This window comes from Thermobacillus composti KWC4 (assembly GCF_000227705.2).
Lineage (GTDB): Bacteria > Bacillota > Bacilli > Paenibacillales > Paenibacillaceae > Thermobacillus > Thermobacillus xylanilyticus.
In genome coordinates this window covers 2,474,316-2,488,523 of sequence record NC_019897.1, presented here as the reverse complement: position 1 = coordinate 2,488,523, position 14,208 = coordinate 2,474,316, and the positions used below count along the sequence as shown (strand labels likewise).

At 66.0% G+C, this 14,208-nt stretch carries 6 protein-coding genes; 5 read left to right on the top strand and 1 reads right to left on the bottom strand.

Going from position 1 to position 14,208, the window contains the following annotated elements; all coding sequences use genetic code 11:
* Nucleotides 1-25 precede the first annotated feature (25 nt).
* The 3 genes from THECO_RS11645 to THECO_RS11635 all read left to right on the top strand — a co-directional run bounded on the left by THECO_RS11645 (nucleotide 26) and on the right by THECO_RS11635 (nucleotide 5,593).
* Nucleotides 26-574: a cysteine hydrolase family protein gene (locus tag THECO_RS11645; RefSeq protein ID WP_015255243.1), complete on the top strand. Its 549-nt coding sequence runs from the start codon at nucleotides 26-28 to the stop codon at nucleotides 572-574.
* Nucleotides 575-587: 13 nt separating this feature from the next.
* A complete protein-coding gene (locus tag THECO_RS11640; RefSeq protein ID WP_015255242.1) occupies nucleotides 588-2,051 on the top strand; it encodes a nicotinate phosphoribosyltransferase in 1,464 nt (487 codons plus the stop codon).
* Between the two features lie 116 nt (nucleotides 2,052-2,167).
* Nucleotides 2,168-5,593: a glycoside hydrolase family 2 TIM barrel-domain containing protein gene (locus THECO_RS11635; protein ID WP_015255241.1), complete on the top strand. Its 3,426-nt coding sequence runs from the start codon at nucleotides 2,168-2,170 to the stop codon at nucleotides 5,591-5,593.
* 108 nt (nucleotides 5,594-5,701) lie between these two features.
* Here THECO_RS11635 and THECO_RS11630 read toward each other — a convergent pair whose 3' ends face one another.
* Nucleotides 5,702-6,598 (bottom strand): glycerophosphodiester phosphodiesterase, encoded by an 897-nt coding sequence (locus THECO_RS11630; RefSeq protein WP_015255240.1) that lies wholly within the window; start codon nucleotides 6,596-6,598, stop codon nucleotides 5,702-5,704.
* Between the two features lie 148 nt (nucleotides 6,599-6,746).
* On the opposite strand from THECO_RS11630, the gene addB reads away from it, so the two are divergent.
* Together addB and addA are read left to right on the top strand one after the other, a co-directional pair.
* Entirely contained in the window at nucleotides 6,747-10,355 is a 3,609-nt protein-coding gene (gene addB / locus THECO_RS11625) for a helicase-exonuclease AddAB subunit AddB (RefSeq protein WP_015255239.1), read from the top strand.
* A complete protein-coding gene (gene addA / locus THECO_RS11620) occupies nucleotides 10,352-14,203 on the top strand; it encodes a helicase-exonuclease AddAB subunit AddA (protein WP_015255238.1) in 3,852 nt (1,283 codons plus the stop codon). Before addB ends, addA begins: the two co-directional genes overlap by 4 nt.
* Nucleotides 14,204-14,208: the final 5 nt, after the last annotated feature.

The window sequence follows — 14,208 nt, the reverse complement described above, 5'->3', positions numbered from 1 at the left end:
ATAAGTCTAAAGGGAGGCATGATGCATGAAAAAAGCGCTGATCCACATCGATTACACGAACGATTTCGTCGCGGCGGACGGCGCCCTGACCTGCGGCGAACCGGCCCGGGCGATCGAAGGCAGAATCGCGGAGCTGACGAACCAATTCATCGCCGCCGGGGATCTGGTCGTGTTCGCGATCGACATCCACCACAAGGACGATCCGTACCATCCCGAGACGAAACTGTTCCCGCCGCACAATCTGGCGGGCACGAAAGGCCGGGAACTGTACGGGACCTTGCAAGCCATCTATGAAGCGAACAAGGACAAGCCGAACGTGATCTGGATGGACAAAACGCGGTACAGCGCTTTTGCGGGAACAGATCTCGACATCGTGTTGCGCGCGAGGGGGATCGAAGAGCTGCATCTGGTCGGCGTCTGCACGGACATCTGCGTGCTGCATACGGCGGTGGACGCCTACAACAAAGGGTTCAAAATCGTCGTGCATCAGGGCGCCGTGGCAAGCTTTGATCCGGAAGGCCACGAATGGGCGCTGCGCCACTTCCGGAACACCCTCGGCGCTACCGTCTTGTAAGGGAGAATGAACCATGAACCAGGTCTATCGGGACGACAGCGTGGCGCTTCATACCGACCGCTACCAATTGAACATGGGCGAAGTTTACTGGGCGGACAATGTACACAACCGCAGGGCGGTGTTCGAAGTTTTCTTCCGGAAGATGCCGTTTGGCAACGGGTACGCGATTTTCGCCGGACTGGAGCGGGTGGTGCGGTATCTGCAGCAGTTCCGCTTCTCGGACACCGACCTTGCCTATTTGGAGGAAGAAGGGTACAACGAGGACTACCTGGATTTCCTGAGAACCTTGCGGTTTACGGGCACGATCCGCTCCATGCGGGAAGGGGAGCTCGCATTTGCGGGCGAACCGCTGATGCGCATTGAAGCTCCCCTTATCCAATGCCAGCTGATCGAGACCGCGATTCTGAACATCGTCAACTACCAGACGCTGATCGCGACGAAAGCTTCCCGCATCAAGCACATGATCGGCAGCGACACGGCATTGGAATTCGGCACCAGAAGGGCGCAGGAAATGGACGCCGCGGTGTGGGGAGCGCGGGCGGCGGTCATCGGCGGTTTTGACGGCACCGCCAATGTCCGGGCCGGCAAAATGTTCGGCATCCCGATCGCCGGCACGCATGCCCACGCGATGGTGCAGGCCTATCGGGACGAATACGAGGCATTTCGGAAATACGCCGGCACCCACAAGAATTGCGTCTTCCTGGTCGACACCTACGATACACTCCGCTCCGGCGTGCCGAACGCGATCCGGGTGGCCCGGGAATTCGGCGATCGCATCAACTTCGTCGGCATCCGGCTGGACAGCGGCGACCTGGCCTATCTGTCGAAGAAGGCACGGGAAATGCTGGACGAAGCGGGATTCCCGAATGCGAAGATCATCGCCTCGAACGATCTGGACGAACATACGATTCTGAACCTGAAAGCCCAAGGCGCCAAAATCGATGTCTGGGGAATCGGGACGCGGCTAATCACGGCCTGGGACCAACCCGCGCTGGGCGCCGTCTACAAGATGGTGGCGATCGAGGACGAGAACGGGCGGATGGCCGATACGATCAAAATCAGCTCGAACCCCGAAAAAATCACGACGCCCGGGCTGAAAAAAGTGTATCGCATCATCAACCGGCGAAGCGGCAAGGCCGAAGGCGACTACATCGCGCTGGAGCACGAAAAACCGCAGGACGAAGAACGGCTGAAAATGTTCCATCCCGTCCATACGCACATCATGAAGTTCGTGACGAATTTCGAGGCGCGGGAGCTGCACCATACCATTTTCGAAGACGGGAAGCTGGTCTACGAGCTGCCGCCGCTCGATGAAATCCGACGGTTTGCGGCGGACAATCTGGAGCTGCTCTGGGACGAGTACAAGCGGACGCTGAATCCGGCGGAATACCCCGTGGATCTGAGCCAGGCATGCTGGGACAACAAAATGGCGATCATCCGCAAAGTCAGGGAGGACATTGAACAGAAAAGGGGCTGAATTAAAGACAATCTTTGCCGGATCGGGGGGATTGTCCGTTTTTCCGGGTATCGAAACGGCGCGCGCTCGACTATAATCGGCTTGTTGGAAAAAATGGCAGGCGCAAAGGAGTCGACATGAATACCCGGTTATTGTTCAACGACGGCTGGACGTTCGCGAAGACCGGCCTGGATCGGGAAGGCTGGCAGGGGCTTGCCTTTGAGCCGGTCGACCTGCCCCACGACTGGCTGATCTGGGACACGCGGAACCTGTACGAGAACGGCATCGGCTGGTACCGCAAGACGTTCCGATGGAGGAAGGACGGCCGGCGGGCGCTGATTTGTTTTGACGGCGTCTATATGGACAGCACCGTCTACGTGAACGGCGCGGCGGTCGGCGAATGGAAGTACGGCTACTCCTCGTTCGAGCACGAGATCACCGATGCGCTTGAGGACGGCGAGAACGAGATTGTCGTGAAAGTCGTCCATCAGAGTCCGAACAGCCGCTGGTATTCGGGCGCCGGCATTTACCGCAATGTCTGGTTGAAAACGCGGGGGCCGAACTGGATCGAAACGGACGGCGTGTATGTGTCGGTGCGGCGGCAGGAGGACGGACGGTGGCTGGTCGGGATCGACACGGAGGTTGTGCTGGCTGACGCAGCGGTGCTGACGCATGCGATCATGCATCGCGGACGGGTGGTTACGGAGACGTCCGGGCGCGCGGAGGCGGGCCGTTCCGTGGCGTCGCATGAGCTCATCGTCGAAGATCCGAAGCTGTGGCACCCGGACGAGCCGAATTTGTACACGCTCGTCACGGAACTGCGGCCGGCGGACGCGGCGATTGATGCCGAACCGTATGAGCGGGTGGTCCAGCGGATCGGTTTCCGCCATGTCGTGATGGACCCGGATCGGGGGCTGATCGTGAACGGCGGGAAAATGAAGCTGAACGGCGTCTGCGAACACCACGATCTCGGGGCGCTCGGCGCGGCGTTCAACCCCGTCGCGCTGCGGCGCAGGCTCGGGCTGCTCAAGGAAATGGGCGTGAACGCGATCCGCACCGCGCACAACATGCCGGCGCCGGAACTGATGGACATGGCGGACGAGATGGGATTCTTCGTCGTCTCGGAGGCGTTCGACATGTGGGAGCGGCCGAAGACGCCGTACGACTACGCGCGGTTTTTCCCGGAATGGGCGGCAAAGGATGTGCGGAGCTGGGTGCGGCGCGACCGGAACCATCCGAGCCTGCTCATGTGGAGCATCGGCAACGAGATCTACGACACCCATGCCGACGAGAAGCGCGGACAGGAGCTGACCCGGCTGCTGACCGGCTATGTGCGCGAGCACGATCCGAAGGGGAACGCGCCGGTGACGATCGGCTCGAACTACATGCCGTGGCCGAACGCGCAGAAGTGCGCCGACCTCATCGAGGCCGTCGGGTACAACTACGGGGAAAAATATTACCATCAGCACCATCAGGAGCATCCGGACTGGGTCATCTACGGCAGCGAGACGGCGTCGGTCGTGTCGAGCCGGGGCATCTACCATTTTCCGTTCGAGGCGTCGATTCTCGCGGACGATGACGAGCAATGCTCCGCCCTCGGCAACAGCTCGACGAGCTGGGGCGCGAAATCGCCGGAAGCGTGCATCATCGCGGAGCGCGACGCGCCGTTCTCGCTCGGCCAGTTTCTGTGGACCGGCTTCGACTACATCGGCGAGCCGACGCCGTATCATACGAAGAATTCGTATTTCGGCCAGCTCGATACGGCGACGTTCCCGAAGGACTCCTACTATATCTATCAGGCCGCGTGGACGGATCGATGGAAGCGCCCGATCGTCCACCTGTTTCCGTACTGGGATTTCAGTCCGGGGCAGATGATCGATGTGCGGGCCGCGACGAACGCGCCGCGCGTGGAGCTCCGGCTGAACGGCCGGCCGCTCGGCGTACGGGAGCTCGACCACGAGCGCGGCGCGCAGCTCGTCGGGTGGTGGAAGGTGCCGTACGAGCCCGGCGTGCTGGAGGCGATCGCGTATGACGAAGACGGCCGGGTGATCGCAACCGATGTGCGGCGCTCGTTCGGCGACGCGAAGCGGATCCGGCTGCGGGCGGACAAGCCGATGCTGGCGGCGGACGGGACGGACCTCACGTTCGTCGAGATCGGAATGGAGGACGGGGACGGCTACCCCGTCGAAAATGCCGTGAACCGCGTACGGGTGGACGTTTCCGGCGCGGGCCGGCTCGTCGGCCTGGACAACGGCGACAGCACGGATTACGACCCGTACAAGGGTGTGAGCCGCCGGCTGTTCAGCGGCAAGCTGATGGCGATCATCGCGGCGGGCACGGAGCCTGGACCGGTCCGGGTCGAAGTGTCGTCCCCCGGGCTGGAGACGGCGGTGTTGGAACTTGAAGCCATCGCACCTGCTGGCGGCGCGCCGAAGGGCGTCTCCGCGCGTATGGCGAACCGGCCGCTGCCGGTCGTGACGGGACGCGAAGACGAGGTGCCGGTGCGCAAGATCGAGCTGGTCAGCGCGGCGGGGCAGCGTTTCGATCCGACCCTGCGGGAGATCGTCGTGGAAGCGAGGCTGCACCCGGAGAATGCGTCGTACCGCGATGTCGAATGGCGCGTCGTGAACGACGCCGGCATCGACTCGAATCTCGCGAAGGTCGAGGCGGACGGGCTGGTCGCGAAGGTGACGGCGCTCGGCGACGGGAACTTTCGTCTGCGCTGCATGAGCCGGAACGGCACGGACAAGATCCGGCTGATCGCGAGCCTCGAGTTCAAGGTCGAAGGCCTGGGTCCGGCGTACAAGGACCCGTACGGCTTCATCGCGGGCGGGCTGTACGATGAGGCGGCGGGCGAGGCCGGCAACGGCAACGAGCGCGGCGTCGCGACGGCGCGGGACGGCGAAACGGTTGTCTGCTGGCGCGGCATCGATTTCGGGCCTGTCGGGTCGGACACGATCACGATTCCGATCTTCGCGCTGACGAGCGAGCCGTATTCGCTGCAGATCTGGGAAGGGATGCCCGGCGAGGAAGGGGCCGAACGGCTGGCGGACGTCATTTACCAGAAGCCGTCGCGCTGGAATGTCTATCAGGAAGAGACGTACAAGCTGTCGAAGGTGCTGAAGGGCGTCACGTCGATCAGTTTTGTCACCCGCGCGAAAATGCACATCAAAGGCTTCTCGTTCGCGCGGAGAAACCGGGCGTTCGAGCGGAACGACGCGGCTTCCTGCGATCATATCTACGGCGACACGTTTACGGTGGCCGGCGGCAGGGTCGAGGAGATCGGCAACAACGTCTCGCTGGTGTTCGGCGGGATGGATTTCGGCGGGGCCGGCGCGTCGAGGATCGTCATCTGCGGACGTTCGCCGATCGACCGGAACACGATCCATATCCGCTTCGCCGGTCCGGACGGCGAGCAGGCCCGGGCGATCGAGTTCACGGCGTCGAACGGGTATGAAGAGCGCGTATTTGAGCTGGAGCCGGTGGCGGGCGTCCGGGATGTGACGTTCGTGTTCCTGCCGGGGAGCCGGTTCGATTTCGGATGGTTCCGGTTTGAGCGGTAAATCGGATGGTTGCGATTCGGGAGATCGGGATTTCTGCGGTCCGCCGCATGTCCGGGATTTCGGTCCGGGGCGTGCGGCGTTTTTTTTATGCGCGCGGGCGGCGAACCGTCATCGGCCAAGCAGCAAAGGATCGTCCGTCAGGATGCCGTCGACGCCGTACCGCAGCAGCCGGCGGGCTTGCCGCTCGCCGTGGATGTTCCAGACCATGACGGACAGGCCGCAGGATTGAATTCTGCGGATGACCGGCTTGCGCGCCGACGCGCCGGGCAGATGGACGGCATCGGCGAATTTCCGGTATTCGGCCAGGTCGCGCGACGTGACGCGCCGGCGCGGGCGGACCAGCACGGCGATCGGCATGTTCGGCAGCAGCTCGCGCACCCGGCGCAGGGAGCCGGTGTCGAACGACTGAATGATGATCCGTCCGCGCTCCGGCCGGTCCAGTCCGCGCTCGGTCAACAGCCGCGCCAAGGCCTGCTCGATGCCGGGATAGGCGGACGGCTGCTTCAGTTCGAGGATCAGGCCGATGCCGCCGCCGAAGCGGTCCAGCACTTCTTCCAGGGACGGAATCCGCTCGCCCCTGAAGGCCGGGGAGAACCACCCGCCGGCATCCAGGCGGCGGATTTCGCCGAAGGTCAGCTCACCCGCCCGCCCCTTGCCGTCCGTTGTCCGGTCGACGGTTTCATCGTGCAGCGCGATGAGCCGGCCGTCCCGCGTCGCCCGCACATCCAGCTCGATGAAGTTCGCGCCCATGGTCTCGGCGAGGCGGAAGGCGGCCATCGTGTTCTCGGGCGCATATTTCGAAGCGCCGCGATGGGCGGCGATCAGCGGCCCGGCCGCCGGCGTCCGGGCATCCGGGAGACGCGCGTGCACGGACCATGCCGCGGCGTTTCGGCCGGCGCTGAACGCATCGGGGTCGGCGGTGCCGGCCGCAGCCGGCGTGAAGACCAGGGCCGCGGCGGCAACGGTCAGCAGCAGGATGCGATGGGACAATGTGCGGCGCAACATCCGCCCTCCTTCCGCAACATTTTCCTCCATTAGGGTGGCTCATTCCCGCGCGGGCATGCACGGAAAACACGAACGTACGTTTGTTTTCTTCGTGATTTTCCCCGGCCGTTATGCTAGAATAAGAGAATCATGGACAGGGGGAATCGCCGTGAAGCTGCGATTCGTGCTCGGACGCGCGGGAACGGGCAAGACGCGCCATTGTCTGGACGAAGTGCGCGCCAGACTGGCGGAAGCGCCCGACGGACCGCCGCTCATCCTGCTCGTGCCCGAGCAGGCGACGTTCACAACCGAATATGCGCTTCTCGGAACGCCCGGCGTGCCCGGCACGATGCGGGCGCAGGCGCTCAGCTTCCGCCGCCTGGCGTTCCGCGTCATGCAGGAGACGGGAGGAACGGCGCTCGTCCCGATCGGCGAGAACGGGAAGAACATGCTGCTGTTCAAATTGCTCCATCGCCACGCCGACCGTTTGCGCCTGTTCGCTGGCAGCGCGGGGCAGCGCGGTTTTGTCGACAAGCTGAACGAACTGCTGACCGAGATGAAGCGGTACGGCGTGACGCCGGAAAGCCTTGAAACGCTGGCGGCGGACGCCGCGCTGGCATCTCCGGACGGGCTGCTCGAGAGGAAATTGCACGACATCCGGCTGCTCTACGCCGAACTGGAGAGCGCGCTTGCCGGTCGATATCTGGACGCCGAAGACGGCCTTGCGTACCTTGCGCGGCGATTCGGCGCCAGCAGCCTCGCGGCGGCCGAAATCTGGGTCGACGGCTTCCATGGCTTTACGCCGGCCGAATACGCCGCGCTGGAGACGATGATCCGCTGCGCGCGGAGCGTGACCGTCACCCTGACCCTCGACCGGCCTTACGGACCGGGTGAACAGCCGCCCGAGCTCGATTTGTTCCGGCCGACGGCCGAGACGTACATACGGCTTCGGGAGCTTGCCGAACGATCGGACGTGCCCGTGGAGCCGCCGTTCGTGCTTCGGCCGGAACCGGCCCCCCGCTGGGCCGACAGCCCGATGCTCGCGCATCTGGAGCGCCATTACGGCAGCCGGACGCCGATGGCCGTGCCGGAAGATTGGTTTGATCCGGAGCATCCGCGCTGCGGGGTTGTAATCCGCGCCGCGGCGAACCGGCGCGCCGAAGTCGACGCTGCCGCGCGGGACATCCTGCGCCGCGTGCAGGAGGACGGGCTTCGCTGGCGCGACATCGCGGTCATGGTGCGAAATTTGGCCGATTATGCCGATCTGATCGAGCAGACGTTCTCCGATTACGGCATCCCGTTTTTCCTCGACCGGAAATCCGTCATCCCGCATCACCCGCTTGTCGAGTTCATCCGGTCCGCGCTCGAGACGGTGACCGGGGGCTGGCGGCACGACGCCGTCATCCGGTGCATCAAGACGGAGCTCTTGACGGGTCCGGATTCCGGCGTCGACCGGAGCGATCTGGACCGGCTGGAGAACTACGTGCTCGCCGCGGGCATCGACGGCCGCAGATGGCTGGATCCGGGAAGCTGGCGGCCGCTGGTGCGCGATCCGCTGGAGGACGAACCGGGCCCTGCGGAAGAAGAAGATCCGGATGCGTTCCGGCGGCTGTTGCAATGCCGGGAACGGATCGTCGCCCCGCTCGACCGGTTCGGCCGGGCGCTCGCCCGCGCCCGGGATGTCCGGGCGATGTGCGCGGCGCTGTATGATCTGCTCGATGCGGTCGGTGCGGCGGATCGGCTGGAAGCATGGAGCCTGGAGGACGCGGAGAACGGCGAATTGCTCCGGTCGCGGGCGCATCGCCAGCTGTGGGACGGCGTCATGAGCCTGCTGGATCAGCTGGTCGAGCTCGCGGGCGAAGAGCGGATGCCGGCCGATCTGTTCGCGGGCATGGTCGAGACGGGACTGGACAGCCTGCAGCTCGGCAGCGTGCCGCCGTCGGTCGACCAGGTGCTGGTCGGCAGTCTGGAAAGGTCGCGCACGGGCGGCGTGCTGGCCGGCTATCTGCTCGGCGCGAACGAAGGCGTGCTGCCGATGCGGTCCCGCGAAGACGGCGTGCTGACCGAGCGGGAGCGGGAGCGGCTCGAGGACGGCGGCATCCGGATGGCGCCCGGCGCCCGCCGCAGGCTGCTGGACGAGCGGTTTCTGATCTACGGCGTGCTGACCATGCCTTCACGCACGCTGTGGATCAGCTGCGCCATGGCGGACGAGGAAGGAAAGGCGCTGTATCCTTCGGAATTGATCCGCCAGGTCCGGACGCTGTTCCCGAAGCTTCCGGTACTGACCGAAACGGGCGAGCCGGACGCGGACGGCGGCGCGGAGGAGCATCTGCGCCATATCCGCCGGCCCGACCGCGCGCTGTCGCTGCTGGTCGGCCAGCTCCGCCGCTTCAAGGAGAGCGGCCGGCTGCCGGATCTGTGGCGCGACATTTACAACTGGTTTGCCGAACGGCCGGAATGGCGGGATCGGCTGGCGGCGGTCGTCTCGTCGCTCCGCTATCGGAACGAAGCGCCTCCCCTTCTTCCCGTGACGGCGCTCCGCCTGTACGGCGACCGGCTGCTGGCGAGCGTATCGCGCATGGAGCGGTTCACGGCATGCCCGTTCCAGCATTTCGCCGCCTACGGATTGAAGCTGGAGGAACGGCGGCTGTACCGGCTGGAGGCGCCGGATGTGGGGCAGCTGTTCCACGCGGCGCTTTCCCGGCTGGCGGATACATACGGCGGGCGGTTGGGCGAGGCGACCCGGGAAGAAATTGCGAAGACAGTTTCCGACATCGTGGACAGCCTGGTACCCCGCCTGCAATCCCGCATTCTCATGAGCAGCAGCCGCTACGGCTTCATCGCGCGCAGGCTCAAGCAGACGATCACCCGGACGGCGGCGGCGCTCGCCGAGCATGCGCGGCGCGGCCTGTTCGCGCCGGTCGGGCTGGAGATCGCCTTCGGCCCCGGCGGCAAGCTGCCGCCGCTCGTGCTGCCGGCCGGATCCGGCCGGTCCGTCGAGGTCATCGGCCGGATCGACCGCGTCGATGCGGCCGAGACGGAGGACGGACTGCTGCTGCGCATCATCGACTACAAATCGTCGGCGCAGGCCTTGCGCCTGGAAGACGTCGTCTTCGGCCTTACGCTGCAGCTGCTGACCTACATGGACGCGCTGCTCACCCATGCCCCGGCATGGCTCGGCAAGCCGGCCGATCCGGCGGGCGTGCTCTATTTCCACGTGCACGATCCGCTGATCTCCGCGTACGCTCCGCTGCCGGGCGAAGAGGTGCGCCGGCAGACGCTGCGGCGCTACAAGACGCGGGGATTGCTGTCGGCGGATGAGCGGATCATCCGGATGATGGACCGGGAGCTGGAGACGGGACGCTCGGATCTGGTGCCGGCCGGGCTCAAGAAAGACGGCGGATTCTACAGCGACTCGGCCGTTGTGACGCGGGAGGAATGGAACGTGCTGCGCGGCGCCGTCCGCCGGACGATCGAACGGATCGGCAGCCGCATACTGGACGGCGAAGTCGCGATTGCGCCATACCGGCAGGGGAACCGGACGCCGTGCGCGTTCTGTCCGTACAAGCCGGTGTGCCATTTCGACCCGCTGATCGAAGGCAACGGGTACAAGCGCATCGCCCGGATTCCGAAGGAACGGATATGGGACTTGCTGCGCGAGGGAACGGATGCCGAGAAAGCGCCGGTCGGTCCGTCCGTGTCGGACGGAGCCGCCGCGGGCGGCGGTTTGGCCGGAGGCGGCGGGAACGGCGTTGTGGAAAGCGGAGGTGAAGGATGATGGCCGGGGGCGGCATGACGGCAACACCGGCCGGACCGTCCTGGACGGAAGACCAGCTGCAGGCGATCGAGGTATCCGGGCGGAACGTGCTGGTCGCGGCGGCGGCCGGATCGGGCAAAACGGCGGTGCTCGTCGAGCGCATCATCCGCAAAATTTCTTCCGACACCGATGTCGACCGGCTGCTGGTCGCGACGTTCACGAACGCGGCGGCAGCGGAGATGAAGGAGCGGATCCGGATCGCGCTCGAGCAGGCGCTGGAGCGGAATCCCGGGTCCGACCATCTGCGCCGCCAGCTCGCCTTAATGGGCAGAGCTTCGATCACGACGCTCCACTCGTTCTGTCTGGACGTCATCCGCCGGTACTATCCGCTGATCGGACTGGATCCCGGCTTCCGGGTCGCGAACGAGACCGAGGCTGAATTGCTGCAGGCCGAGACGCTCCAGGATCTGTTCGAGGACCGGTATGCCGGAGATGAGGACGGGCTGTTCGCGCGGCTGGCCGAGACGTTCGGCGGCGACCGGAGCGACGAGCCGTTGGCGCGCCTTGTGCTTGATCTGTACCATTTCGCGCTCAGCCACCCGTGGCCGGAAGCGTGGCTGCGCGCCTCCGCTGCCGCGTTCCGCGCCGCAAGCCCGGACAATCTGGCGGACAGCGCATGGGGACGCGATATCGGGCGCGCCGTGCTGCTCGAACTGGAAGCGGCGGAGTCGCTGCTCGATCAGGCGCTTGCCGGCGCCCTTCGGCCGGACGGTCCCGGAGCTTACGCCGATACGCTGCGGGACGATCTGAACGCGGTGCGCGCGCTGCTCGATACGGTGCGGGACAAGCCGATGTCCGAATGGTTCGGCGCTTTCCGCGCCGCGCAGTTCGGGCAGCTCAAGCGGCAGCGCGGCGATGATGTGAACAAGGAGCTGCAGGAGCGGGTCAAGGCGCTGCGCGACGACGCGAAGAAGATTGTCGGCGGCCTTGCGGACGAGCTGTTCAGCCGGACGCCGGCGGAATACGCCGCCGAGCTGAACGACGCGGCTCCGCTCATGGAGGCGCTGGCCGAACTCGTCATCGAATTCGGACGGCGCTACGAAGCGGCGAAGCGGGCGAAGGGACTGGTCGATTTCGGCGATCTCGAGCACTACTGCCTGCGCATTTTGCGCGATCCCGCCTCGACGCCCGAGCGGACGATCCCGTCCGCCGCCGCGCTCGACTACCGGGAGCAGTTCGAAGAGATTCTGCTCGACGAATACCAGGACACGAACCAGGTTCAGGAAGCGATCATCGATCTGATCGCCCGTCCGGGCGCCGGCAACCGGTTCATGGTCGGCGATGTGAAGCAGAGCATCTATCGGTTCCGGCTGGCCGAGCCGGGGCTGTTCCTGGACAAATACCGGCGGTACGCGGCGGGAGAAGCAGCGGGCGAGGCGCCCGGCCTGCGCATCGATCTTGCGCGCAACTTCCGCAGCCGGAAGGAAGTCGTGGACGGCGTCAACGACGTGTTCCGCCGCATCATGCGCGAGCGCGCGGCGGAAATGGATTACGACGAACGCGCCGAGCTGAAATACGGCGCGTCGTACCCGGACGCCGACCCGGGACTTGACGGAGAAGACAGGTTCACCGTCGAATGCGTGCTGCTCGACCGCGGCGCCGCTTCCGACGGAGCGGAGGACGAAGGCGCGGAGGGCGAAACGGTCGGTGAGACGGCGGAGGATGCGGAAGCGCGCGCCGCCGCTGAAGAAGCGGCCGAACTGGAGACGGCCCAGCTCGAAGCGCGCTGGATCGCCGCGCGCATCCGCGCGATGATCGCCGGCGAAGACGGGCGCCCGCCGCTCCGCGTCTACGATGCGAAGCGGCGCGCCCATCGCCGGGCGGCGTGGCGCGATTTCGTGATTCTGCTGCGCGCGCCGGGAACGTGGGCGCAGGCGATGGCGGACGAGCTGGCCGCGGCGGGCATTCCGGCGTATGCCGAGCAGAAGGGCGGCTACTTCGAGCAGACGGAAGTGGAGACGGTGCTTTCGCTGCTCCGGGTCATCGACAACCCGTACCAGGACATTCCGCTGGCCGGCGTGCTGCGCTCGCCGATCGGCGGCCTGAATGCCGAGGAACTGGCCGCCGTGCGCATCATCGCGCGCCGGGGGCCGTTCTTCGACGCGGTGCGGAGCGCCGCGGCCGATCCCGAGGCTCCCGAAGCCGTACGCCGCAAGCTGAACGCGTTCCTCGCGCGGCTGGAGCGCTGGCGCGGCGAGGCTCGGCAAGGGTCGCTGACCGAGCTGATCCGGCGGATCTACCGCGAGACCGGGTATTACGATCTGGCCGGCGGATTGCCCGGCGGCGTGCAGCGGCAGGCGAACCTGCAGGCGCTGCTCGACCGCGCGCGGCAGTATGAAGCGACCTCGTTCCGCGGCCTGTTCCGCTTCCTGCGCTTCATCGACCGGCTGCGCGACCAGGGCGGGGATCTCGGGACGGCCAAGACGCTCGGCGAGCAGGACGACGTCGTGCGCATCATGTCCATTCACGCGAGCAAAGGGCTGGAGTTTCCCGTCGTCTTCGTCGCGGGACTCGGCAAAAGGTTCAACTTCACCGATCTGAACGGCTCTTTCCTGATGCACAAGGAGCTCGGATTCGGCCCGCGGATGGTCGACCCGGACCTGCGCGTCAGCTTTCCGTCGCTGCCGCAGCTCGCCATCCGCCGTCGGCTGAAGGCCGAGATGCTGGCGGAAGAAATGCGGGTGCTCTACGTCGCCATGACCCGTCCGAAGGAAAAAATGATCCTTCTCGGCACGGCGAAGGACGCGGCGGCGGAACTTGAGCGGTGGCGGGGAGCGGTTCGTCAGGACGGCAGCATGCCGGATCACGCGCTGACGTCGGCGCGCTGCTATCTCGACTGGCTGATGCCGCCGATCGTCCGGCAGGCCGAGCCGGAAGCGGAGCCGGCGGCCGCGGGCGGGCCGGCCGCGCTCGGATGGCGGTTCGGCGTGACGCCTGCGGAACTCCTGGTCGCGGAGGCCGCTGCCGCCGCCGAGGCGGCCGATGCGACGGAGGATGAGCGCGGAGAATTGCTGCGTCTGATGTCGGCGGGCGAGAGACTGCCGTCGCCGGGCGCGCACGCGGAAGAAGTGGAGCGCCGCCTGTCCTGGCGGTATCCGCATGAGGCCGCGGCCGGCATCGCCGCGAAAACATCCGTCACCGAGATGAAGCGGATGCTGGCGGCGGCCGAAGCGGACGAAGGGGCGGAGCAGGCGTCCGCCCTGCCGCGGCCGGCATCGGGCGGCGGAGAGCCGCCCGCATTCCGGCTGCGGCGGCCGCGCTTTCTGGAAGAGCGGTCGCTGACGCCGGCGGAGCGCGGCACGGCCGCCCACCTGATCATGCAGCACATGCCGGCCGCCGGTCCGCACGGCGAGGAACACGTGCGCGACATCGTCCGGTCGATGGTGGAGCGGCAGATGCTGACGCCGGCGCAGGCCGAAGCGGTAGATTGCGCGGTGATCGCCGCGTTTTTCGCAGGGGAGCTCGGACGGCGGCTTGCCGCCGCCCGGCGCGTGATGCGGGAAGTGCCGTTCAGCCGCACCGTGCCGGCCGGCCGCATCCGGCCGGATCTCGCGGGCAATCCGGCGGCGGAAGAGCCCGTGCTCATCCAGGGCGTCATCGACTGTCTGTTCGAAGACGAAGAGGGTCGTCTCGTCCTGGTCGATTACAAAACGGACCGGATCTGGGACGGCAATGTCGAAGCCGCCGCGGAGCGCCACCGGTTCCAGCTTGAACTGTACGCCGAATCGATCGGCATCATCCTCGGCCGGAACGTCGACGAGGCGCATGTCTTTTTCTTCGACGCCGCACAAGCGGTGCGGATTGTCTAGGATGC